Origin of the sequence: Microbacterium sp. CGR1, assembly GCF_051062835.1 — a bacterium.
Taxonomy (GTDB): Bacteria; Actinomycetota; Actinomycetes; order Actinomycetales; family Microbacteriaceae; genus Microbacterium.
This window is the reverse complement of record NZ_JAOTPG010000002.1, coordinates 370,275-392,593: the sequence shown is the minus strand read 5'-3', so window position 1 is coordinate 392,593 and position 22,319 is coordinate 370,275. Positions and strand designations below refer to the sequence as shown.

Genomic DNA, 22,319 nt, shown 5'->3' with positions numbered 1-22,319 from the left:
GCCCACCATACGTGGCGGGCCTGACACCGGGATCAGAAGCGGTCGGGCGAGGGTGTTCCGTGGCCGTAGCGGATGACGACGTCTGCGTGACGGTCGAAGCGGTAGCCGATTCCGCGCACGGTGCGGACGATGTCCTCGTAGCGGCCGAGCTTCGCACGCAGTCGGCGCACGTGCACGTCGATGGTGCGCTCACCCGGGGTCTCGTCGTCCTGTGCCTGCCACAGTGCGGAGACGAGCTCGCTGCGCTCGATCGTGCGTCCCTCGCGGAGGACGAGGTACTGCAGGAGCTCGAACTCCTTGTAGGTGAAGGCAGCGGACTCGCCGTCGATCAGGACCCGCTTGCGCGAGATGTCGACGACGACGCCGCCCTCTTCGTCGGTGGTCTCCTCCTCGGCTGCGGCCTTGGTGCGAGCGATCGCACCGGGCTCGTGCAGTGCGAGGCGGACGACATCGAGGTCGCGACCACCCGATCCGTGCGGGGCGAGGGCGACGGTGGCGTGCGTCTCGGCGCCGGGCGCCAACTCGGCGAGGGTGCGACGCAGGGCGTCGACGAGAAGCGGGAGGCTGACCCCTGCCTCGGCCGCCTTGATCTCGTCGAGGCCGACGTAGAGGGCGAAGCCGCGGGGTGAGCGGACTGCGGGAAGATCTGCGTCGAGCGGAGCGGTCGTGGGTGCTGACGCGGTGCGGACAGCGGCGGAGACGGCGGGACGCTCGAGAAGTGCGATGTTCGACATGATGATGAAGTCCTCAGGACGTGAGCCGGGAGAGAGGCTCTGATGCGTTGCATGAATGACCGGGCGAGCCGGAAGAGCGAGCAAAGGGTGGATGCTCGAAGACCTGTACCTCGCAGATCGCGAGAAGTCAGGTCAGACGGAGTGGCTGTTCGTTCAGCGACACATTCGGCAACACATGCCAACGCGACCGGGCATCATCATCCCGGCAGTCCTGTTCGCCTCCTGGGCGGACAAAGGGCTTGCGTTGGTAGTCATGGGGGGATTATGTCGGAAGAAGTCCGTGCGTGTCAAAACGGCCGCCGGTGGGGGAGTCGGGCGTAACGTGGTCCGGGTGACCACCTCGACCCTCGCATCCGGCTTCATCCTCACCGACGAGAAGGACGCATCGCGGTACACGCTGATGCGCGACGGGCAGCTCGTGAGCGTGCTCGACTACCGAGATGACGGACATACGATCGCCCTCACGAGAGCGTTCACGATCCCGACTTTCCGCGGAAAGGGCTATGCCGGAACGGTCGTCGAGGGTGCCGTCGCCGACATCGAATCACGGGGCGACCGAAAGGTCGACGCCGTGTGCTGGTACGTCTCGGACTGGTTCTCGGCGCACCCCGAGCACGCGTCCCTGCTGCGCTCGCGCTGACGTCCGGCCGTGTGACGTTCTGTTACACGCGGCGTCCTGCCAGGATGAAGGCATGAAACTCGCAGAGGCCCTCACAGCCCGCGCCGATCTGCAGCGTCGCATCGAGCAGCTGCGCGCGCGCATCACGGCGAACGCCAGGTATCAGGAAGGGGAGGAGCCGGCAGAGGATGCCTCCGCCCTGCTCGTCGAGGCGGATGCCGCTCTGGGGCAGCTCAGGGACCTGATCAGGCGTATCAACGCGACCAACTCCGGGCTCGACCTGGGCGTCGACGGGACGATGACGGATGCGCTCGCCGCCCGGGACGTGCTCCGTCTGCAGCACTCGCTGCTGGCGGATGCCGCCGCTGCGGCATCCGGGGCGAACGACCAGTTCCTCCGACAGATGAGGTCGGAGCTGCGGCAGATCTCCGCGCTCCCCGTCGCCGAGCTGCGCTCGCGCGCTGACACGGTCGCGCAGGAGCTGCGCGAGCTCGACAATCGGATCCAGCAGGCGAACTGGCTGCATGACCTGAGGGAGTAACGAGCGGAAGTCGGTAGTCACGACGAGGCGGGCACAACCCCAGCCGGAGGGGCAATTCCGGCACATGTCGGGCGGAGGGCAGCCCAGATTCGCATCGCGCAGCCCCGCACCCCGCACATGTGACCGCGCATCGCGCATGTCGCATCACCACGTGCCGATCATCGTGACGAGGGTGGGTCAGGGGACCTTCCGCTCGCACTCGCAGAGCCTCACGTCGGGTAATATGGATCTTCTGCTCAGCCCCGTCGGCTGAGGTGGTCAGGCGCTCTGAGCGCGCTGGTCCGAGGCTCGAAACCTCCGGCATCGTTCCCGACACCGGAGGTTCTTCCATGTCATCGTCCTTGCGCGCCCGCCCCCAGACCAAGTGGTGGGCGCTCGCCGTCATCTCTCTCACGCAGCTGATCGTCGTCCTCGACGGCACCATCGTCAGCATCGCCCTCCCGCGGGCCCAGGCCGATCTCGGCCTCAGCGACGGCCAGCGGCAGTGGGTCGTCACCGCCTACGCCCTCGCGTTCGGAGCGCTGCTGCTGCTCGGCGGTCGCATCGCCGACTACCTCGGCCGCAAGCGCACGTTCATGATCGGCATGGTCGGATTCGGGGCGGCATCCCTCTTCGGCGGACTCGCGCAGCAGGGGTGGGAGCTCGTCCTCGCCCGGGGCCTGCAGGGCGTCTTCGCGGCCCTTCTGGCTCCGGCGGCGCTCGCCCTGCTGACCGTCACCTTCCCGTCCGGGCGGGAGCGCAACACGGCGTTCGCGGTCTTCGGAACGGTCGCGGGAACCGGGGCCGCGATCGGCCTGCTGCTGGGTGGATTCCTCACCGAGTTCACCGACTGGCGCTGGTGCCTGCTGGTCAACCTCTTCTTCGTCGCCGTCGGTCTCGTCGGCGGTGCCTTCTTCCTGACCGAGAGCAGGGCCGAGGGGGACAACCGGTACGACGTCTGGGGCGCGATCACCGTGACCCTGGGACTCGGAGCACTCGTCTACGGATTCAGCCTCGCGGAGAACGGCTGGGGCGACCCTCTGACGATCACGTTCCTCGCGCTCGGTGCGGTGCTGCTCGGCGTGTTCGTCTGGGTCGAGAGCCGGGTCTCCCAGCCGCTGCTGCCGCTGCGTGTGGTGGCGGACCGCGTGCGCGGCGGTGCGTTCCTGATCCAGGGAGTCGCCGGAGCGATCATGATCGGCGCGACGCTCTACCTGACGTTCCACCTCCAGTTCGTGCTCGGCATGGGCGCGCTCCCGGCAGGCGCCGCGACACTTCCCCTGCCGATCGCCACGATGATCATCGCCCCCATCGCGACGAAGCTCCTCACCGTGATCGGTCCGCGTCCGATGCTGATCGTGGGACCGCTGGTCGCCGCGGCCGGTCTGTTCCTGCTGTCGGGGATCACGCCGGACGGAGCGTACATCGTGCAGATCGCCCCGGCGCTCGTGCTCCTCGGGGTCGGGATGGGCTTCGTGTTCATCCCGCTGCAGAACCTCGCCCTGACGGGAGTCGCGCCGCACGACGCGGGCGTCGCCTCGGCCGTCGCCAACTCCGCGATGCAGATCGGCGGATCGATCGGTCTCTCGGTGTTCACCGCCGTGTACGCGGCATCCGTCGGCGGCCACGCACAGGCAGAGCTCTCCCTCTGGCAGCTCACCGACGCGTACGGCTGGATCTTCATCGTCGCGTCGATCCTCATGGTCGCCGCCGCCGTGATCGCCGCCGTGATGGTTCGCGGCACGAAGGACGAGCTGATGCCGTCGCACCGGGGAATGGCGGTCGGCGCCCATTGACGCGCTCGCAGCGCCCGTTCCTGGCCGGATCCCCGAAGATCGACGGCCAGGAACGGCCGCCGCGGCACGCCTCGGACCGAATGTCGGTGGCGCTTCGTACCGTGTGAGTATGCGAATCCTGCACACCTCCGACTGGCACATCGGCCGCACCTTCCATGGCAACTCGACCATGGACGCGCTGGCCGAGGTGCTCGGGGCGCTCACCGAGCAGGTGCGGGAGAACGCGGTCGACGTCGTGATCGTCGCGGGTGACGTCTTCGACTCCGCGACTCCGGCGGGCGCCGCGTACACGCTGCTCGGCGACGCTCTGGTGGCGCTGCACGAGACGGGCGCTCGGGTGATCGTCACGAGCGGCAACCACGACTCCGCCGCGCGCCTCGGATTCCAGGCACGGCTCTTGCGCGACGGCATCCACGTGCTGACCGACCCTCTCGCGATCGGCACCCCCGTGACTCTGACCGATGCCGACGGTCCGGTGCAGTTCTACGGCATCCCTTATCTCGAGCCCGCGATCGTGCGTCAGCACTGGAGCGGGGTCGACCTGCGCACTCAGGCGCAGACGCTCGCCCACGCGATGGATCTGGTCCGCGCGGGCATGGCCGAGAATCCCGGCCGGTCGGTCGCGATCGCCCACTGCTTCTCCGCAGGCGTCGACGCCACGATCGGCCTCGAGCGCGAGGTGCGCCAGGGCGGCCTCGACGTCGTGCCGTTGGCCGTGTTCGACGGCCCCGACTACGTCGCTCTCGGTCACATCCACGGGCGCCAGCAGATCAGCGAGCGCGTGCGATACTCGGGCGCTCCGCTGCACTACAGCTTCGGCGAGCAGAACAAGCCGCGCGGGTCGTGGCTGGTCGAGCTCGATGCGACGGGCCTCGCGTCGGTCGAGTGGCTCGATCTGCCTGTGCCCCGTCGCCTCGTCACGCTGACCGGCACGCTCGACGAGATCCTGTCGCCCGAGAACGTCGCGGAGCACGCCGACGACTGGGTGTGCGCGGTGTACACCGATGCGCTCGCGCAGACCGAGCCGATGCGCAGGCTTCGCGAGCGGTACCCGCACTGCGCGATGGTGCAGCACCAGCCCTCCGAGACGTCCGAGACGGTCGAGCGCTCGTACGTCGAGAGATTGCGCGGTGCCGTCACCGACCCCGAGCGCATCGAGGCCTTCCTCGAGCACGTGCGTTCGGGCCATGGCGCGACCCAGCGTGAGGGCGAGCTGATCCGCGAAGTCCTCGACGACCGCGTCCGTGCCGAAACGCTCATCTAGTCCGGTGACGACTCGATCCAGTGCGGCGGCGACTCGATCCAGCCGGATGACGCGTGACCGCGATCATGCTCCGACAGTGAAGAAGGTGCTCTGATGCAGTTGCACCGACTGGAGGTCGAAGGATTCGGCCCGTTCCGCGAGCGGCAGACGGTCGACTTCGATGCATTCGCCGACGACGGGATCTTCTTGATCGCCGGTCGCACAGGTGCCGGCAAATCGAGCATCCTCGATGCCGTCTGCTTCGGCCTCTACGGCGGGGTGCCGCGGTACGAGGGCGGCGAGAAGCGATTGCGCAGCGATCACTGCGAGCCCGACGACGTCACCGAGGTCGTCGTCGAGTTCAGCACGCCGGCCGGTCGCTACCGCGTGAGACGGTCGCCCGACTACGAGCGCCCCAAGAAGCGTGGCGGCGGCATGACCACACAGTCGGCGGCCGTGCAGCTCGACACGATGGTCGGCGGGGAATGGCTCGGTCTCGCCGCGAAGGAACGTGAGGCGGCGTACGAGCTCGACGAGATCCTGCAGCTCAGTCGCGAACAGTTCCTGCAGGTCATCCTGCTCGCGCAGAACCGATTCTCGGAGTTCCTGCTCGCGGGCAGCAGAGAACGACAGGCGCTGTTGAGGCGGCTCTTCGGCACCGAGCGTTTCGAAGATGTGCAGGCGCGGTTCGACGAGCGACGCAGGGCAGCGGAGCAGTCGCTGGGTACGCGACTCGCCACGGTGTCGGCTCGCCTCGACGAAGCGCATCGGCTGGTCGAGAGCGCCGACCTCGGGCGCGACGGCGAGGCGCAGGCCGACGAGACGAGCGCCGCTGAAGAAGAGCCGATCGCGGTCACCACCGACGAACGCCTCGAGGGTCTGCGCCGCGCGAAGGCCCGTGCCGACTACCGGGCCGAGCGACGAGCAGCGGAGCGCGTCGAGGCGGAGAAGCAGTCCGATGCCGCAGATGTCGCGCTCGCGACCGTGCGCGACGAGCAGCGGGCGCAGATCGAGCGGGACCGGGCGAGAGCAGCGCTCGAGCGTCTCGAGGGCGAGGAGCCGTACATCGCCGACGCGCGCAGGGAACTGCGCGAGGCGAGAGCGGCGGAGCTTCTGCGAGCTCCGATCGCCTCCGCGGCGACCGCTGCATCGGCCCTCGATGAAGCGACCGACATCGAGATCAGAGCGCGCGCGGCCTGGGAGGCGCGCGCGATCGTCGCACATGACCTCGCGGAATGGGTGGCCGAGCGCACCAGGCTGACGGGCGCGTGGCAGCGAGCGGCAGACCTGGAACGGACAGCCCCGGAGCTCGATGCCGAGCTCGCCGCCGCCTCTGACGCCGTGGTGGCGGCCGCTGCGCGCATCGAGGCGGCAGATGCCGATCGCGTCGAGCTCCCCGCCCAGCTCGACGCCCTCACGATCGCACGCGACGCCGCCAGGCAGCTCGCCGACCGTGCAGATGACCTCTCCGCAGCGCGCGACGCCGCCGCCGGGCGACATGCGGCCGCGCTCGAGGCCGTTCGTCTCGAGGCCGCCCTCGCCGATGCCGACCGCGCCCTCGCCGAGGCGAGCACGGCGCTCGCCGGTGCACAGACCGACCTCGCCCGGCTCAGGCAGCGGCGACTCGACGGTTTCGCGGGCGAGCTGGCCGGTTCGCTGAACGACGGCGATGCCTGCCCGGTGTGCGGGTCGCACGAGCATCCCGCCCCCGCTGTGCACGCAGACCCGGTCTCGGCGGACGACGTCGATGAGGCCGAAGCCGCCCGCGATGCGCTCGCGAGACGTGAGCGGGATGCCGTGGAGGTGACGTCTTCGCTACGCGCCGAACTCGCCGCCGCGACAACCCGCGCGGACGGGCGAGAGGTCGATGAGGCCGTTGCAGAGCTCACCGCTGCGACCACCGCGCATGCGCAGAGCACGGAGGCGTCGGTTCGACTGACCGCGCTCGAGCAGCAGCGCGACGCTCTGATCGAACGCATCCGTCGTCTCGACGGCGACCGCGAACGCGATTCTGCAACGCTGGCCGCGGCGCGAGAAGCGCACGCGCTCGTGTCTCAGCGGATCGAGGAGACGCGAAAGGCGGTCGCCGAAGCGCGGGGGACGTACGACACCGTGGCCGACAGGCTCACGGCGACACTCGCCGAGGTCCGTGACGCGGTGGCGCTGGTCGAGGCTGCCGCGGAACGAGCGCGCCGAGCCGAGACCGCGACAGCTGCGCGCGTCGAGCAGGATGCGGCGCTCGAGGCATCCGAGTTCGACGGAGTCGCCGCAGTCGAGCGGGCGCTCCGTTCCACAGCCGCGCAGTCGGCGCTCGAGGGCCGGGTCACGGAGCACACGATCCAGAAGGAGAAGGAGCGTGCGATCCTCCTTCCCCTGGAGCTCCGCACCCTTCCGGAAGAGACGATCGATCTCGGCCCCGCCGAGCTGGCGTCGCTCACCGCGCGACAGCGCTGGTCCGCGTCGGTCGATGAGGCGGGGCGTGCGACCGGAGTGGCCGAGCAGCTCGGCGCGATCATCGAGGCTGCGGCCGCAGAGCATGCGCGCACCGCGACCGAAGCCGCGGACTACGAGGTGCTCCGCAGCCTCGCCGACACCATCGCCGGGCGAGGGGCGAACACCCGCAAGATGACGCTCGAGACGTTCGTCCTCGCCGCCGAGCTCGAGGAGATCGTCGATGCGGCGAACCGCCGACTCGGAGACATGTCGACGGGGCGCTATCAACTGCGCCACTCCGACGCACTCGCCGCACGCGGAGCGGCGTCGGGCCTGGGCATCGTCGTGTTCGACGCCTTCACCGGACACACCCGCCCTGCGCAGTCGCTGTCAGGCGGCGAGACGTTCTTGAGCTCCCTGGCCCTCGCTCTCGGCCTCGCCGAGGTCGTCACGGCGCGCGCCGGCGGCATCCGCCTCGACACGCTGTTCATCGATGAGGGGTTCGGGTCCCTCGACGGAGACACGCTCGACGTCGCCATGCGCACGCTCGACGAGCTCAGGCAGGGCGGACGCACGGTCGGCGTGATCAGCCATGTCGAGGCGATGCAGGAGCAGATTCCTGCTCAGCTCCGAGTGCGCGCGACTCCGGAAGGTCCGAGCGTCATCGAAGCGCGCTGAGACTCGCACCGCACTCATCGTCGACCTTCGGCCGAGAAGTCTGCCGTCGGACGACGACCGATCTCAGACGCCGTACTCCCGACGGATCACCTCGCGCAGCTGCACACTGCACCGGGCGATGGCCTCGCGGAAGTCGACGAGCGCGCCGTCCTCAGCGCGGTCCGAGATCGCACGGAACGCGCGGATCGGTACTCCGAACTGCTGGGCGACCCAGATGTAGGCGTAGGTCTCCATGTCGACCAGCCCTGCACCGGAAGGTCGGATGACGGCGGTGATCCCGGCATCGCCGACGAAGCTGTCGCCGGTCGCGATCAGCACGCCCTCGCGGCCCGTGGACACGCGCGCGGGCAGGGACACATGCTGGCCCGCGACGCCGTCGAGGTCGAACACGTCGTGCTGCAGCGCGCTGCCGATCTCGTGCGCGGTCGCCTCGAGTTCGGGGTCGATGCCGCCGGCGGTCCCGACGACGACGACTTCGGAGTACTCCTTGGCGTCGAGTGCGCGGGTGAGGGCGAATACCGCCTGCATCTTGCCCTCGCCGGTGACGAGCTGATCGAATCCGTCGAGCTCCTCCGGGAATGCTGCGAGTTCGGAGGCCATGGCTGCGACGAGAAGTTTCACCCCGCCATCCTGCCAGGTGGATCGAGCCCCGCGAAGTCGTGCGCGTGCGATCGACGTCATCTCGATGTAACACTGGGGGAGGATACTGGCGTCGGGCAGACCGGAGGAAGACATGACCCTGCAGCAGCAGATCTCTGAAGCACTCGGTGTGAAGTCCGAGATCGACCCCGAGGTCGAGGTGGAGAGCCGCGTGGGGTTCCTCGTCGACTACCTGCGCGCCACCGGTGCCAAGGGCTTCGTCCTCGGCATCTCGGGCGGCCAGGATTCGACCCTCGCCGGTCGTCTGGCGCAGCTCGCGGTCGAGCGCGTGCGCGCCGAAGGCGGAGAGGCGAAGTTCCTCGCCGTGCGCCTGCCGTATCGGGTGCAGAAGGACGCAGCGGATGCCGAGGCGGCGCTCGAGTTCATCGCTCCCGATTCGTCGGTCGAGGTGAACATCCAGAACGGCGTCGACGGCGTCGAGGAGGACATCGAGTTCGCCGTCACGAGCGACATCAGCGACTTCAACCGCGGCAACATCAAGGCCCGCGTCCGCATGGTGACGCAGTATGCGCTCGCCGGGCACGACGGCCTCCTCGTGATCGGCACCGACCATGCGGCCGAGGCCGTGACCGGCTTCTACACGAAGTTCGGCGACGGCGCCGCCGACATCCTTCCCCTCTCCGGGCTCAGCAAGCGGCAGGGGCGTTCGCTGCTGCTGCTGCTCGGCGCCCCCGACCGCCTCGCCTACAAGGTGCCGACCGCCGATCTCCTCGACGGTCAGCCCGGTCGTGCGGATGAAGACGAGTTGGGGCTCACCTACGAGCAGATCGACGACTTCCTCGAGGGGCGTGAGGTCGACCCCGACGTCGCCGGGCGCATCGAATCGCGCTACCTCGCCACCCAGCACAAGCGGAACCTCCCGGTGACGCCCGACGACACCTGGTGGCGCTGACACGAGCCCCTCGTGATCCCGTGTCGGATGCCGCGGCTAGTGTCGAAGCATCCGACAGAACGGGAGCATCGTGCGGATCGACACTCAGGCGCAGCGCGTCATCTGGAGCGCGAGCGACCTCAAGGCGGCCGCCGAATGCGAGTTCGCGTGGTGCCGGGCGATCGACGCCAAGCTCGGCCGGGTGCCGGCCGTCGAAGAGCCTGAAGACGCGACTCTCGCGCGCGCCGCGCTGCTCGGAGACGTCCACGAACAGAACGTGCTCGCACGGTACATCGACGACCTCGGCGACGAACAGGTGCACCGCGTCGAGAAGGTCTCGTCGGTCGATGCCGAGGCGCTCTCGGCGGCCGTCGACGAGACGGTGCAGGCTCTCGGGTCCGACGCCGTGGTCGTCTTCCAGGCGGCGTTCGCGACACCCGAGTTCGTCGGGTTCGCCGACTTCCTGAAGCGCGACGATGACGGGCGGTGGCGGGTGCAGGATTCCAAGCTCGCCCGCAAGGCCAGGGTCACGGCTCTCATGCAGCTCGCGGCATACGTCGATCAGCTCGACAGGCTCGGAATCCCTCGTTCCGACGAGGTCGATCTGCTGCTCGGCGACGGCTCCACTAGCACGCACGCCGTCGATGACCTGCTACCGCTCTTTCAGGTGAGAAGGGCCCGCTTGCGCGCGCTGATCGCCGACCGCAGGATCGACGACCCGTCCTCCAGCGCCGCGCTCGCGTGGGGCGACGACCGCGGTGACCTCGAGATCGTGGCATGCGGCCGCTGCGCGACCTGCGAAGAGCAGGTGATCGCGCATCGCGACCTGCTGATGGTCGCGCGGATGCGGCCGGTGCAGCGCGCGCGGCTGCGCACGGCGGGCATCGAGACGATCGACGCGCTGGCCGCGGCGACCGACGTGCCGGAGGGCATGAACACCGACACCTTCGAGACGCTCCGCGCACAAGCGCAGCTGCAGCTGAGGGCGGATGCCGAGGGCGTACCGACCTACGACGTGCACTACGCGGCGGCGATCCATACGCTCCCGGTGCCGAGCCACGGTGACATCTTCTTCGACTTCGAGGGCGACCCTCTCTACACCGAACCCGCGCCGGACGGGCAGGCGCACTGGGGTATCGACTACCTCTTCGGCTGGGTCGACAACACCGATCAGTACACTGCGCTCTGGGCGCATGACTTCGCCGCGGAGCGCGAGGCGTTCGAGCGATTCCTCGACTTCGTGAAGGTGCGCCGCGCCGCGCACCCCGGCATGCACATCTACCACTACGCCCCGTACGAGACCTCGCATCTCGTTGCCATGGCGGCGCGACACGGCGTGCGCGAGGGCGAGATCGATCGACTGCTGCGCGAGGGGGTGTTCGTCGACCTCTATCCGCTGGTGCTGCGCACCGTGCGTGTGGGATCGCGGTCGTACTCGATCAAGAAGCTCGAGCCTCTGTACATGGGCGAAGACGTACGCACGAGCGACGTCCAGAAGGGCGATGATTCGATCGTCCAGTACGTCGCGGCGCGTGAGTTCGCCGCCGCGGGGGAGCAGGCGGAAGCCGAGGCGGTGTTCGCCGACCTCGCCGACTACAACCGCTACGACTGCGTGTCGACCAGACGTCTGCGTAACTGGCTGATCGAGATCGCGAAGAAAGAGGGTGTGAACCCCGCGCCGCCCGACGAGGCCGACGAGGTGATCTACGAGCCGTCTCCGCGGTCGGTGGCATTGCTCGCCGACGCCGAGCGCGCGGTCGATGCGGGAGAGGACGGTCAGGTGCATCGCATCGCGGCCGCCGCGATCGACTACTTCCCCCGCGAGGCGAAGAGCTTCTGGGTGTCGCACTTCCAGCGACTCCGCGAGCCCGTCACGATGTGGGACGGCACGCGCGACGTGGTGCGGGTCGACCGCACTTCATCGACCGTCCGGCGGGAGTGGAGCGTCGCCGAGGGGCGTCGAGTGATGTCGCGCGACCTCGAGGTCCGAGGCGAGGTCTCGCCGGGCACCACGCTCGGTGTCGGATCCCAACCGTTCGCGCTCTACCCTGTGCCTGCGCCGTTCGACACCGAGGCGCCGTCTCGCGCCGTCCACGTGCCGCACACGGTCACTGTCGCCGAGGTGCTCGATGACGGCTACCTGATCACCGAGACGGCGATCCAGGGGCAGACGTGGGATGAGCTGCCGCTCGCTCTGACACCGGCGGCGCCGCCGCGCGTCGTCTCGCTGCAGGGCGCGATCGACGAGTGGGCCGATACGGTACACGCTGCAGCGCCAGGATTCCCGCGCGACGCCGCGACGGACATCCTGCGTCGCATCCCGCCGCGCACGGTCTCGGGCGACGCGCTGCCGGCTGAGGGCGACGACACGATCGACGCGATCGTGCGCGGCATCCTCGACCTCGACCGCAGCTATCTCGCGGTGCAGGGGCCTCCTGGAACGGGAAAGACCTACACCGGCTCTCAGGTGATCGCGCGCCTCGTCAACGACCACGGCTTCACCGTGGGTGTGGTGGCGCAGTCGCACGCGATCATCGAGAACCTGCTCGAGCGGGTGGTCTCCGACGGCGTCCCCGCGGCGCAGGTCGCGAAAGCGCCGAAAGATCCTTCGGCTGATCCGTCCTACACGGTGATCCCGAAGAGCGGGATGGCCTCGTTCCTCGGCGAGCACGCACACCACGGCGCGGTCGTCGGGGGCACCGCCTGGGACTTCAGCAACACGTCGCGCGTCGAGCGAGGGGGCCTCGACCTGCTCGTGGTCGACGAGGCGGGCCAGTTCTCTCTCGCCTCCACGATCGCCGTCGCCGCGGGCGCCCAGCGGCTACTGCTGCTCGGCGACCCTCAGCAGCTTCCGCAGGTGAGCCAGGGAGCACACCCCGAACCCGTCGACACCTCCGCGCTCGGGTGGGTCATGGAGGGCGACCCTGTCGTCAAGCCCGATCATGGGTACTTCCTGGCGCGGTCCTGGCGGATGCACCCGTACGTCGCGGCACCAGTGTCGAAGCTCGCCTACGCCGGCCAGCTCGCCTCCGCACCGGGAACCGAGCTGAGGTCGCTTGACGGCATCGAACCCGGGCTGCACATCGTTCCGCTCCGTCATCGCGGAAATGCCACGCAGTCGCCCGAAGAGGCGGCGGAGGTCGTGGCGCTGGTGCGAGATCTCGTCGGTCGCAGTTTCACCGACAACGACGCGGAGGCCACGGTGCGGCCTCTCGCGCAGAGCGACATCATCGTCGTCGCGCCCTACAACGCACAGCGTCAGCTCGTCCTCGACGCACTCGCCGCGGCCGGTTTTCCGGATGTGCCCGTCGGCACCGTCGACAACTTCCAGGGCAAGGAGGCGGTGGTGTCGATCACCTCGCTCGCCGCATCCAGCGGGCGCGACGCCCCACGCGGCCCGGAGTTCCTGCTGCTTCAGAACCGCCTGAACGTGGCGATCTCGAGAGCGCAGGTCGCGGCGTACCTGATCCACTCGCCCGCGCTCCTCGACGACCTTCCCCGCACGCCCGAAGGCGTGGCGCGTCTGAGCGCCTTCGCCCGACTCGTCGGCGCTGCAGGCTGACGCGGCGCCACTGCGCAGGAGACATCACCTTGCACACGACGGACGAAGTCCTACGCGCCTCAGCCGCATGGGTGTGGTTTCCTCGCGACAGCGAGCATGAGAAGACCGATCTGCAGCTGGTGCGGTACCCCCAGCGATTCGGCGGCGGCGTGCGAGCCTCGCAGGTCGACTCCGACGCAGACGCGGGCGCGGTCCTCGACAGCGCCATCGACCGCACCAGGGCCTGGGGCGAGCGCGAACTCCGGTTCTGGACCAACGAATCCGACCGCCCCGACCTCGAAGACGAGATCCTCCGCCGCGGAGCCGAGCACATCGACACGGTCGCGGTCTTCGCCCGTGAGATCGACGGTGCCCCGATCGACGTTCCATCGCAGACGACAGCAGAGATCGTGCGGACGATCGACCAGGTGCGAGAGGTCGACGCGATCAACGTCCCCGTCTGGCAGCAGCAGCCGCTCGACGAAGAGGGCCTCAGGACCGAACTCGACGACGTGGTCTCGGCATTCGAGGCCGGAACGCACGTCCGCGTCCTGGCACGCCTCGATGGCCTCGCCGTGAGCACCGGCGGGTGCACGATCGTCGACGGGTTCGCGCGACTGTGGGGCGCCGCCACCCTCGAAGGGGCTCGTGGACGAGGCGCCTATCGGGCGGTCCTCGCCGAGCGCCTGCGCGTCAGCGCGTCATTGGGGGCGATGACAGCCCTGGTCAAGGGTCGCACCGCAACGTCTGCACCCATCCTCGCGAGAGCCGGTTTCACGCACTACGGAGACGAGCGCGCCTACCTGCTGAAGGTGTGAGTCGCGCCGACGGCATGAGCACACGCCGGCGGGGCGGCATGCGTCAGACCGTGCCGTAGAGGCGGTCACCGGCGTCGCCGAGACCGGGGACGATGTAGCCCTTCTCGTTGAGACGCTCATCCAGCGCTCCGAGCACGAGCGTGACGTCGCGGTCACCGACGAGTGCCTCGATCGCGGCGACGCCCTCGGGCGTGCCCAGCAGGCAGATCGCCGTGACGTCCCTGGCCCCGCGGTCGAAGAGGAACTGGATCGCCGCGGCCAGCGAGCCTCCAGTGGCCAGCATCGGGTCGATCGCGAAGCACTGGCGGTCGCTGAGGTCGTCAGGAAGACGCTCGGCGTAGGTGGTCGGCTCGAAGGTCGTCTCATCACGGACCATGCCGAGGAAGCCGACCTCTGCGGTCGGGAGCAGCTTGACGAGGCCCTCGAGCATGCCCAGGCCGGCGCGCAGGATCGGCACCACGATCGGACGCGGCTCGGAGATCTTCACGCCCATCGTGGTCGTCACCGGGGTGGTGATCTCGATCGGGCTGACCTTCACGTTGCGCGTCGCCTCGTACGCGAGGAGGGTCACGAGCTCCTCGGTCAGCTGGCGGAAGACGGGTGACGGTGTGCGGTGGTCGCGCAGGACCGACAGCTTGTGAGTGACGAGAGGGTGGTCGGCGACGTGGACACGCATGGATACAGGCTAATGCGCCGGACGCTCCCGCACGACATCGGATGCGGGGACGGGCGGATGAGGGCGGTCGCGCTGTCGGTAGGCTCGACGCATGACCGCCGCCGACCAGACCGCGATGGGCCGTGCGCTCGAGCTCGCGGCCGAAGCAGCGGCGGCATCCGAGATACCCGTCGGTGCCGTGGTGCTCGACGCCGAGGGCCGGATCGTCGCCGAGGGGCGCAACAACCGCGAGGCGACGCACGATCCGACAGGGCACGCCGAGGTGGCGGCGCTGCGCGCGGCGGCGGCATCCGTCGGTTCCTGGAATCTCGACGGCCATACTCTCGTGGTGACGCTGGAACCCTGCGTGATGTGCGCAGGGGCGATCCTCCAGGCGCGCATCGGCCGCGTGGTGTTCGGTGCCTGGGACGGGAAGGCGGGCGCGGCGGGGTCGATGTACGACGTGCTCCGCGACCGACGCCTTCCCTACCGTGCGGAGGTCATCGGAGGAGTCGACGCGGATGCCGCCACGGCTCTGCTTCGCGACTTCTTCGAGCAGCGACGCTGAGGCGGCGAAGAGCGAGCGAGCTCAGTCCGACGACTTGAGCACGAACACGTCGGTGGACGGTTCGGGGTCCAGCGAGGGCCGGTAGACGTCGGGTTCGATGTAGATGACGCGCGCGATCGGCAGCGCCTCGCGGATGCGGGCCTCGATCGCGTCGATGTCGACCGCTGCTTCGCGCAGCGGCTTGTCGGCGTTGAGTGCGATCTTCGCCGCGACCATAAGCTCATCCGGTCCGAGGTACAGCGTCTTCATGTGGATGATCTTCTCGATCTCGTCGCCGGCGTTGATCGCGTCGACGATGCGATCGTGATCCGCGGCGGTCGCGCCCTCACCGACGAGCAGGCTCTTGGTCTCGACCCCGAGTACGATCGCGATGACCACGAGCAGGATGCCGATCATCAGCGTGCCGAGCGCGTCGAAGACCGGGTTGCCGGTGATCACGGTCAGACCGACACCGAGCAGGGCGAAGGTCAGTCCTGTGAGGGCCCCGACATCCTCCAGCAGTACGACGGGGAGCTCGGGCGCCTTCGCGCGCCGGACGAACGACACCCAGGACTGGTCCTTCTCGCGGACGAGGTTGCTCTCTTTCACCGCGGTGCGCAGCGAGAACGACTCGAGCCCGATCGCGATCACGAGCACGACGATCGGCAGCCACCACCACGTCTTGTCGAGCTCGTGCGGGTGGGTGAGCTTGTCGATCGCCTCGTAGATGGCGAACAGGCCACCGACCGAGAACAGGATGATCGACACCACGAACGCGTACACGTAACGCTCGCGCCCGTATCCGAAGGGATGAGCCCGATCCGCCTCTCGACGTGCCTTGCGCCCACCCAGCATGAGCAGCAGCTGGTTGCCGGAGTCGGCGACCGAGTGGATCGCCTCGGCCAGCATCGATGCGGATCCCGAGAGCGCCCACGCCAGGAACTTCGCCAGGGCGATGCCGAGATTCGCCAGGAACGCCGCGATGATCGCCTTGCTTCCGCCCGATGCACTCATGCGTCGAGTCTAGGTCCGCCACCCGGCTGACGCCCGGTGCGCCCGCCGTAGGATGACCACATGGCTGACTCTCTTCCCGCTCTCGCGTTCCTCGGTGCCGGTTCGATGGGCGGTGCGATCCTCCGAGGGGTGGTCGCGTCCGGCATCCGGGTCGATGGCGGAATCACGGCCACGAACCGTACTCCCGAGAAGGCGGCGGCCTTCGCCGACCTCGACGGGGTCACGAGCATCGCCCTGTCCGAGACCACCGACGGCAATGCCGATGCGGTCGCGAAGGCCCGAATCGTGCTGGTCGGCGTGAAGCCAGCGATGGTGCCCGATCTGCTCCGCGAGATCGCACCGCATCTCGCCGACGACGCGATCGTCGTGAGTCTCGCGGCGGGCGTCACCCTCCAGACATTCGCCGACAACCTCGGCGTCGACGTCAGGGTCATCCGATCGATGCCGAACACGCCGTCGACGGTCGGCAAGGGCGTCACCGGCCTTGCCGCGGGGGAGGCCGCCTCCGCCGACGACCTCGCCCTCGTACACCGTCTCTTCGCGACCGTCGGCGCGGTCGTCGAGGTGCCCGAGTCGCAGATCGATGCGCTCTCGACCATCTCGGGTTCGGGCCCGGCCTACGTCTACCTGCTGATCGAGGAGCTCACGAAGGCCGCCGTCGGCATGGGCTTCAGCGAGGCGGACGCGCGCACCATGGTGGAGCAGACGTTCATCGGGGCGACCGCACTGCTCGATGCGTCGGGGGAGGAGCCGTCCGAGCTCCGTCGCCGCGTCACGAGTCCGAAGGGCACCACCGAACGAGCAGTCGCCGTGCTGCAGGATGTGCACCTCGACCGCACCTTCGCTGACGCTGCTGCCGCAGCCCTCGCCCGCGCGAAGGAACTGGCGGCCGGAGCCTGACATGCAGCTGCGGTTCTCGGGCGCGATCTGGTTCTGGCGCGGTCCCGCGCCGTTCCACTTCGTCACCGTGCCGCCGACCGAGAGCGGGATGATCGGCGATGTGGCGAGTGTCGTCACCTACGGGTGGGGCATGATCCCGGTGACCGTCACGATCGGGAGCACCACGGTGACCACGTCGCTCTGGCCGAAGGACGGCGGGTACATCGTGCCGATCAAGAAGGTGCTTCAGGACCGCGAGAGCGTCACGATCGATGACGTCGTCGACCTGACGCTCGACATCGACGCCTGACGCGTGAGCGTGCCGACGCCTCTCAGCGGTCGAGGGCGGCGAAGCGCTCGATATCGCTGTTGGTGCCCGACACGATGATGAGGTCGTGGTTGGTGACGATGGTGTTCGCCTCGGCGTAGCGGAACGGCTTGCCTGGGCTCTTCACGCCGACGACCGTGACCTTGTACTTGCTGCGCACGCCCGACTCATTGAGACCGACCCCGCGGATGAACTTCGGCGGGTACATCTTCGCGAGCACGAAGTCGTCGTCGAAGCGGATGAAGTCGAGCATCCGGCCGGAGACGAGGTGCGCGACGCGCTCGCCGGCCTCCCGCTCGGGGTAGATCACGTGGTTGGCGCCGACGCGGGCGAGGATCTTGCCGTGCGACTGCGAGACCGCCTTCGCCCAGATCTGCGGGACCTTGAGGTCGACGAGGTTCGCGGTGATCAGCACCGACGCCTCGATCGACGAGCCGACCGCGACGACGGCGACCTGGAAGTCCTGAGCGCCGATCTGGCGCAGTGCGTCGATGTTCTTGGCGTCCGCCTGCACCGTGTGCGTGACGCGGTCGGACCACTTCTGCACGAGCTCGAGGTTGTCGTCGATCGCGAGCACCTCGCGGTCGAGGCGATCGAGTTCGCCCGCACAGGCGGCGCCGAACCGGCCGAGACCGATGACGAGGACGGGCGCGTCGCCCCGGAGGACTTCAACCAACGATCGGCCTTTCCACGGGCAGTGAGTAGTACTGCGTTCGCGATGTCGCGGCGACCGCCGCGGCGAGAGTCACTGTACCAACGCGCCCCATGAAGATGGTGGTCGCCAGTACGTATGAGGCGGAGTCGGGGAGCTCCGCAGTGAGCCCGGTCGACAGACCCACGGTGCCGAAGGCCGAGATCACATCGAAGAGGACATGACTGATGTCGGCTTTGGTGATCTGGGAGATGATGATCGTCGAGAGCGCCACGATCGTGGCTCCCCATGCAACGACGCTGAGGGCGACGCGCTGGACGTCGCTGGGGATGCGGCGACCGAACGCCTCGACCGACTGACGCCCCTTCGCCTCCGACCACACCGCGATCGCGAGCACCGCGAGAGTGGTGACCTTGATTCCGCCGGCTGTCGATGCCGAGCCGCCACCGACGAACATCAGCATGCTCGCGGCCAGCAGGGACGAGCCGTTCAGGTCGTCCATCTCGATGACATTGAACCCGCCGGATCGGGTCATCGCCGAGAGGAAGAAGGCCTGGAACGTGGTGTCCGCCGCATCCATCGATCCGAAGGTCTTCGGGTTCGCGTATTCGAGGACGAGGAACACCACCGCTCCGAGCACGAACAGCAGCACGGTGGTGACGAGGGTGAGCTTCGTGTGCAGCGACCACTTCTTCACGTGCCAGACGTGCTTGGCGAGTGTGTAGATCACCGGGAAGCCGATGCTCCCCAGGAACACCCCGACCATCAGCAGCGACAGCACCAGGTAGTCGTCCGCGAACACCGCCACACCACCGGCGTTCGGGGCGAATCCGGTGTTGGTGAAGGCCATGGCGGCGAAGTACGGTGCCTCCCACAGTGCGGCGATCGGCTCGACGCCTGCCATCACGAGCGCGGGGTAGAGGAGGATCGCGAGCGCGCCCTCGATGATCAGGGCCGAGACGGCGACCGTGGTGAGCAGCTGGCCGACCTCGCCGAGGCGAACGGTCTGGCTCTCGTTGACCACGCCGCCGTGCGCGCGCATCGGGTTCGTGTCGCCCGCGGCCATGAGCTTGGCGCGCAGGCCGAGCCGCTTGGAGATCAGCATGCCCATCAGTGACGCGAGGGTCAGCACGCCGAGGGCGCCGATGTTCACGCCGATGAAGATCAGCACATGACCGAACGGCGACCAGTGGGTCGCCATGTCGACGGTCGACAGGCCCGTGACGCAGATGGTGGAGACCGCGGTGAACAGCGCGTCTGCCAGGGGTGTGACGGTTCGTGACGCCGACGCGATCGGCAGCGAGAGCAGCACGGTGAAGACGAGGATCAGGAGTGCGAAGATCACGATCGCGAAGCGCGAGGGCGACGACGTGATCAGGTGCTTGCCCCAGGAGGCGGCGTTCTGGAGCCGCTGTCGAGGGGACGACGCCGAAACGATGCCCGACATCGCGTCCCCCTTTGTTCTTCCCGCTCCGCGTTCTGCGGCAGCACGACGCCGATCGTCGAGCCTTCGTCATGGTACTCCGTGCCGGGGACGACTACCCTGATCACATGACGGACATCTTCGACGTGATCGCAGACGGTACGAGGCGAGACATCCTCCAGCTCCTCCTGCGTCGCACCACCGAAGGGGATGCGGGCACGAGCGTGAGCCAGATCGTCGCCGATCTGGGCATCAGTCAGCCCACCGTCTCGAAGCATCTCAAGGTGCTGCGGGAGGCCGAACTCGTCAGCGTGCGAGAAGACGGTCAGCGTCGGTTCTACAGCCTCGCCGTCGAGCCCCTCGGCGTCGTGGACGACTGGCTCGTGCCCTTCCTGATGGACGCCTACGGTGACGACGCGCCCGACATCGACTACCCGGGGCAGCCGCTGCCCGGCAGCGCTGCGCACGCGGCCGAGGTCGTCGGTCGTGCGGCCGCATCCGCGAAGCACGTCGTCGAGACGGCGCTCAAGCGCTTCGGCGCCTGATTCCTGCCGCAGACACACGTCGCCCCTGACGATCGGGGGGCGTGTCGTCAGGGGCGAAGCCGCGGGCCCCAGCCCGCGTGGACTCGGGATGGTGCCATCGTGAGTCGTGGGATCACTGTCTCAGAGCATTCTGAGCGGATCCGGCATACATCCTATGTCTCTGCTGGGACTCCGCGTCTGAGACGCCGCATCGATCCTCACTGATCACACAGGCCACATGGGTTTACACGTGTCCCAGGTTCCCCATAGAGTGTGTGCACAATCGAGAAAGGGGTACGTGGGATGCCCGAGGTTCCTGATGTCCGGTTCCTTACGGTGGCTGAGGTCGCCGAACTCATGCGCGTGTCGAAGATGACGGTCTATCGGATGGTGCACGCTGGGGAGCTGCCTGCCATCCGCTTCGGTCGCAGTTTCCGGGTCCCGGAGTCCGCGGTCGCAGACGCGCTGCAGCGGCCCATCGCCGACGTGGGCTGACCCTCGGCGGCGGTCTCGCAGGGGCGTGCAGCAGAAGCTCCACGATTTGCTAGACTGATCCGAGGCATTTTTCCGTGCCCGTACCCGGGTGTCCGTCACCGACGACACCCAGCCACTGACTTAGTGAGGTTTCCGTGGGTTCTGTCATCAAGAAGCGCCGCAAGCGCATGGCGAAGAAGAAGCACCGCAAGCTGCTTCGTAAGACTCGCCACCAGCGTCGCAACAAGAAGTAAGCGACCAGACACGAGCGCCTGTCTCCGGACGGGCGCTTTGTGTCTCTACCCCCGGTTTCCCACTCGTCGCAGGAGCATGCCATGAAGTCGATCACCGTCACCGAGCTCGCCGAGCGCTCGAACACCCCGCTCATCGACGTCCGCGAGGTCGACGAGTTCGCCGCGGGGCACGTCCCGGGAGCCGTCAACATCCCGATGTCCGAGATCGGCAACCGGCTCGAAGAGCTTCCGTCGGAGTCGTTCGACGTCATCTGCCAGGCGGGCGGCCGGTCGGCCCGCGTCGTCGAGGCGCTCGAATCGCGCGGCTACGACGCGACCAACGTCGAAGGCGGCACCGGCGAATGGATCGCGCAGGGACGCTCTGTCGAGGTGCCGTCGGCGTGACCACGCTGACCCTCATCGGCAAGCCCGACTGCCATCTGTGCGACGTGGCCTCCGAGATCATCGACGCGGTGGTCGCCGAGCTTCCGGATGCCGCGGCTGAGCGCATCGAGATCGTCGAGGCGTCCATCCAGGACGACCCCGCACTCTACGAGCTGTGGTGGGAGAAGATCCCCGTCGTGCTGATCGACGGCGACCTGCACGCGCACTGGCGGCTGTCCGCCGACCGGCTGCGCGAGGCTCTCGAAGAGGCCGTCCAGGAGGACGCGCTGGGAAAGGACTCGCGATGATCCGCCACGTCGTCACCTGGAAGCTGGCTGCAGAAGACGCCGGCGAGCGCGCCGAGCAGGCCGCCGAGGTCGCCCGTCGGCTGAACGCCCTCGACGGCGTGGTGCCGCAGCTGCGCTCCATCTCGGCCGGCGCGAACTCCGCCTATCCCGACACCAACTGGGATGTCACCCTCGTCGCGGACTTCGACTCGATCGCCGCGCTGGAGGAGTACCAGGTGCATCCGGCGCATGAGGAAGTCGTCGCCTACGTGCGGTCGGTGGTCGCTTCGCGTGCGGCCGTCGATTTCGAGGTCTGAAACGTCGATCCGCGACCCTCGTCTGACGGGACAGGAGCGGGGTCATGGGGCAGATCACCTGGCGAGAGTCGACCGTCGCGTGGGCGCTGGTCTCAGAACTCACTGAGTTCGCCGAAGCCGACGTCGCCGCCATGGGACAGGGGCAGCTCGACCGATTCCGAGAGCTCGGCGGTGACCGAGCTCGGGGTTTCCTCGCAGGCAGAGCACTGATCAGTGCGCTCGTTCAGAGTATCCGGGGTCCCGGGGAGGTTCTTCTCGACAGCCGCTGTCACCGGTGCGGCGGGGAGCACGGCCGCCCGCGCACCGCCGAGGTCTCTCTCAGCGTCAGCCACTCCGGCGACCTCGTCGTGGTGGCCGCTGCCGCAGGGACCGCCCCACTGGGCGTCGACATCGAGGCGTGGTCAGCCGCCGGTCGTGTCAGCGAGCTGGGGTCGCTGTTCCCCGTCGGCGCAGCCCCCGATGTGGCCGGATGGACGCGTGTCGAGGCGGCGGTCAAGGCGGACGGTCGAGGTTTCGAGGTCGATCCGAGCGCGGTGATCATGCACGACGGTCCGCGTGACGTGCATCCACAGGCATGGTCGGCAGCGCTCCCCGGACGCGCGACCCGTATCGAGGTCGCGACCCTCTCGGGTCCGCCCGGACACGCGCTGAGCGTCGCACTCGGCTGACGTGGGCTGCGGGATGTCTCG

The 22,319-nt window shown here is 68.4% G+C and carries 24 protein-coding genes; 18 read left to right on the top strand and 6 right to left on the bottom strand.

Going from position 1 to position 22,319, the window contains the following annotated elements; translation table 11 throughout:
- Positions 1 to 32: 32 nt before the first annotated feature.
- A complete protein-coding gene (locus OD997_RS16815) occupies positions 33 to 734 on the bottom strand; it encodes a winged helix-turn-helix domain-containing protein (protein ID WP_434332705.1) in 702 nt (233 codons plus the stop codon).
- Positions 735 to 1,134: 400 nt separating this feature from the next.
- Between OD997_RS16815 and OD997_RS16810 the strand changes: the two genes are divergently transcribed.
- The 5 genes from OD997_RS16810 to OD997_RS16790 all read left to right on the top strand — a co-directional run bounded on the left by OD997_RS16810 (position 1,135) and on the right by OD997_RS16790 (position 8,023).
- Complete coding sequence (locus OD997_RS16810; RefSeq protein ID WP_311244996.1) at positions 1,135 to 1,374, top strand: GNAT family N-acetyltransferase; 240 nt, start codon at positions 1,135 to 1,137, stop codon at positions 1,372 to 1,374.
- A 52-nt stretch (positions 1,375 to 1,426) separates the two neighbouring features.
- Positions 1,427 to 1,894, top strand: coding sequence for a DIP1984 family protein (locus OD997_RS16805; protein WP_434332704.1), 468 nt, complete (start codon positions 1,427 to 1,429; stop codon positions 1,892 to 1,894).
- 329 nt (positions 1,895 to 2,223) lie between these two features.
- Positions 2,224 to 3,669 (top strand): MFS transporter, encoded by a 1,446-nt coding sequence (locus tag OD997_RS16800; RefSeq protein WP_434332703.1) that lies wholly within the window; start codon positions 2,224 to 2,226, stop codon positions 3,667 to 3,669.
- A 109-nt stretch (positions 3,670 to 3,778) separates the two neighbouring features.
- On the top strand, positions 3,779 to 4,933 hold the full coding sequence (locus OD997_RS16795) for an exonuclease SbcCD subunit D (protein WP_434332702.1): 1,155 nt from the start codon (positions 3,779 to 3,781) through the stop codon (positions 4,931 to 4,933).
- A 93-nt stretch (positions 4,934 to 5,026) separates the two neighbouring features.
- Complete coding sequence (locus tag OD997_RS16790; RefSeq protein WP_434332701.1) at positions 5,027 to 8,023, top strand: AAA family ATPase; 2,997 nt, start codon at positions 5,027 to 5,029, stop codon at positions 8,021 to 8,023.
- A gap of 63 nt (positions 8,024 to 8,086) precedes the next feature.
- On the opposite strand, the gene OD997_RS16785 is transcribed toward OD997_RS16790, so the two are convergent.
- On the bottom strand, positions 8,087 to 8,644 hold the full coding sequence (locus OD997_RS16785; RefSeq protein ID WP_434332700.1) for a nucleoside phosphorylase: 558 nt from the start codon (positions 8,642 to 8,644) through the stop codon (positions 8,087 to 8,089).
- 112 nt (positions 8,645 to 8,756) lie between these two features.
- Between OD997_RS16785 and nadE the strand changes: the two genes are divergently transcribed.
- The 3 genes from nadE to OD997_RS16770 all read left to right on the top strand — a co-directional run bounded on the left by nadE (position 8,757) and on the right by OD997_RS16770 (position 13,913).
- Positions 8,757 to 9,575: an ammonia-dependent NAD(+) synthetase gene (gene nadE / locus OD997_RS16780; protein WP_434332699.1), complete on the top strand. Its 819-nt coding sequence runs from the start codon at positions 8,757 to 8,759 to the stop codon at positions 9,573 to 9,575.
- A 70-nt stretch (positions 9,576 to 9,645) separates the two neighbouring features.
- Positions 9,646 to 13,116 (top strand): TM0106 family RecB-like putative nuclease, encoded by a 3,471-nt coding sequence (locus OD997_RS16775; protein ID WP_434332698.1) that lies wholly within the window; start codon positions 9,646 to 9,648, stop codon positions 13,114 to 13,116.
- A 71-nt stretch (positions 13,117 to 13,187) separates the two neighbouring features.
- The gene (locus OD997_RS16770; RefSeq protein WP_434332697.1) at positions 13,188 to 13,913 is read left to right on the top strand and encodes a hypothetical protein; all 726 of its coding nucleotides are present in this window, start codon (positions 13,188 to 13,190) and stop codon (positions 13,911 to 13,913) included.
- Between the two features lie 43 nt (positions 13,914 to 13,956).
- Here OD997_RS16770 and upp read toward each other — a convergent pair whose 3' ends face one another.
- A complete protein-coding gene (gene upp, locus OD997_RS16765; RefSeq protein ID WP_434332696.1) occupies positions 13,957 to 14,589 on the bottom strand; it encodes a uracil phosphoribosyltransferase in 633 nt (210 codons plus the stop codon).
- Between the two features lie 91 nt (positions 14,590 to 14,680).
- Between upp and tadA the strand changes: the two genes are divergently transcribed.
- Positions 14,681 to 15,136: a tRNA adenosine(34) deaminase TadA gene (tadA, locus tag OD997_RS16760; protein WP_434332695.1), complete on the top strand. Its 456-nt coding sequence runs from the start codon at positions 14,681 to 14,683 to the stop codon at positions 15,134 to 15,136.
- A gap of 21 nt (positions 15,137 to 15,157) precedes the next feature.
- On the opposite strand, the gene OD997_RS16755 is transcribed toward tadA, so the two are convergent.
- Entirely contained in the window at positions 15,158 to 16,129 is a 972-nt protein-coding gene (locus tag OD997_RS16755) for a cation diffusion facilitator family transporter (RefSeq protein WP_434332694.1), read from the bottom strand.
- 60 nt (positions 16,130 to 16,189) lie between these two features.
- On the opposite strand from OD997_RS16755, the gene proC reads away from it, so the two are divergent.
- Both proC and OD997_RS16745 read left to right on the top strand, forming a co-directional pair.
- Complete coding sequence (proC, locus tag OD997_RS16750) at positions 16,190 to 17,029, top strand: pyrroline-5-carboxylate reductase (RefSeq protein ID WP_434332693.1); 840 nt, start codon at positions 16,190 to 16,192, stop codon at positions 17,027 to 17,029.
- Between the two features lies 1 nt (position 17,030).
- The gene (locus tag OD997_RS16745) at positions 17,031 to 17,318 is read left to right on the top strand and encodes a DUF1905 domain-containing protein (RefSeq protein WP_434332692.1); all 288 of its coding nucleotides are present in this window, start codon (positions 17,031 to 17,033) and stop codon (positions 17,316 to 17,318) included.
- Positions 17,319 to 17,340: 22 nt separating this feature from the next.
- On the opposite strand, the gene OD997_RS16740 is transcribed toward OD997_RS16745, so the two are convergent.
- Both OD997_RS16740 and OD997_RS16735 read right to left on the bottom strand, forming a co-directional pair.
- The gene (locus tag OD997_RS16740) at positions 17,341 to 18,012 is read right to left on the bottom strand and encodes a potassium channel family protein (RefSeq protein WP_047520565.1); all 672 of its coding nucleotides are present in this window, start codon (positions 18,010 to 18,012) and stop codon (positions 17,341 to 17,343) included.
- A complete protein-coding gene (locus OD997_RS16735; protein WP_434332691.1) occupies positions 18,005 to 19,435 on the bottom strand; it encodes a TrkH family potassium uptake protein in 1,431 nt (476 codons plus the stop codon). The genes OD997_RS16740 and OD997_RS16735 overlap by 8 nt, the downstream gene beginning before the upstream one ends.
- Positions 19,436 to 19,539: 104 nt before the next feature.
- Here OD997_RS16735 and OD997_RS16730 point away from each other — a divergent pair, with 104 nt between their 5' ends.
- The 7 genes from OD997_RS16730 to OD997_RS16700 all read left to right on the top strand — a co-directional run bounded on the left by OD997_RS16730 (position 19,540) and on the right by OD997_RS16700 (position 22,298).
- The gene (locus OD997_RS16730) at positions 19,540 to 19,956 is read left to right on the top strand and encodes an ArsR/SmtB family transcription factor (RefSeq protein WP_434332690.1); all 417 of its coding nucleotides are present in this window, start codon (positions 19,540 to 19,542) and stop codon (positions 19,954 to 19,956) included.
- A gap of 282 nt (positions 19,957 to 20,238) precedes the next feature.
- The gene (locus OD997_RS16725) at positions 20,239 to 20,430 is read left to right on the top strand and encodes a helix-turn-helix domain-containing protein (RefSeq protein ID WP_042538977.1); all 192 of its coding nucleotides are present in this window, start codon (positions 20,239 to 20,241) and stop codon (positions 20,428 to 20,430) included.
- 134 nt (positions 20,431 to 20,564) lie between these two features.
- Positions 20,565 to 20,663 (top strand): 30S ribosomal protein bS22, encoded by a 99-nt coding sequence (locus OD997_RS16720; protein WP_003792170.1) that lies wholly within the window; start codon positions 20,565 to 20,567, stop codon positions 20,661 to 20,663.
- An 81-nt stretch (positions 20,664 to 20,744) separates the two neighbouring features.
- Positions 20,745 to 21,047 carry a rhodanese-like domain-containing protein gene (locus tag OD997_RS16715; protein WP_056309450.1) on the top strand — a complete coding sequence of 101 codons (303 nt, stop codon included), beginning with the start codon at positions 20,745 to 20,747 and terminating at the stop codon, positions 21,045 to 21,047.
- Positions 21,044 to 21,334 (top strand): glutaredoxin family protein, encoded by a 291-nt coding sequence (locus OD997_RS16710; RefSeq protein WP_056309447.1) that lies wholly within the window; start codon positions 21,044 to 21,046, stop codon positions 21,332 to 21,334. The genes OD997_RS16715 and OD997_RS16710 overlap by 4 nt, the downstream gene beginning before the upstream one ends.
- Positions 21,331 to 21,630, top strand: a complete 300-nt coding sequence (locus OD997_RS16705; RefSeq protein ID WP_434332689.1) for a Dabb family protein — start codon at positions 21,331 to 21,333, stop codon at positions 21,628 to 21,630. Before OD997_RS16710 ends, OD997_RS16705 begins: the two co-directional genes overlap by 4 nt.
- A gap of 44 nt (positions 21,631 to 21,674) precedes the next feature.
- Entirely contained in the window at positions 21,675 to 22,298 is a 624-nt protein-coding gene (locus tag OD997_RS16700) for a hypothetical protein (RefSeq protein WP_434332688.1), read from the top strand.
- Positions 22,299 to 22,319 lie beyond the last annotated feature (21 nt).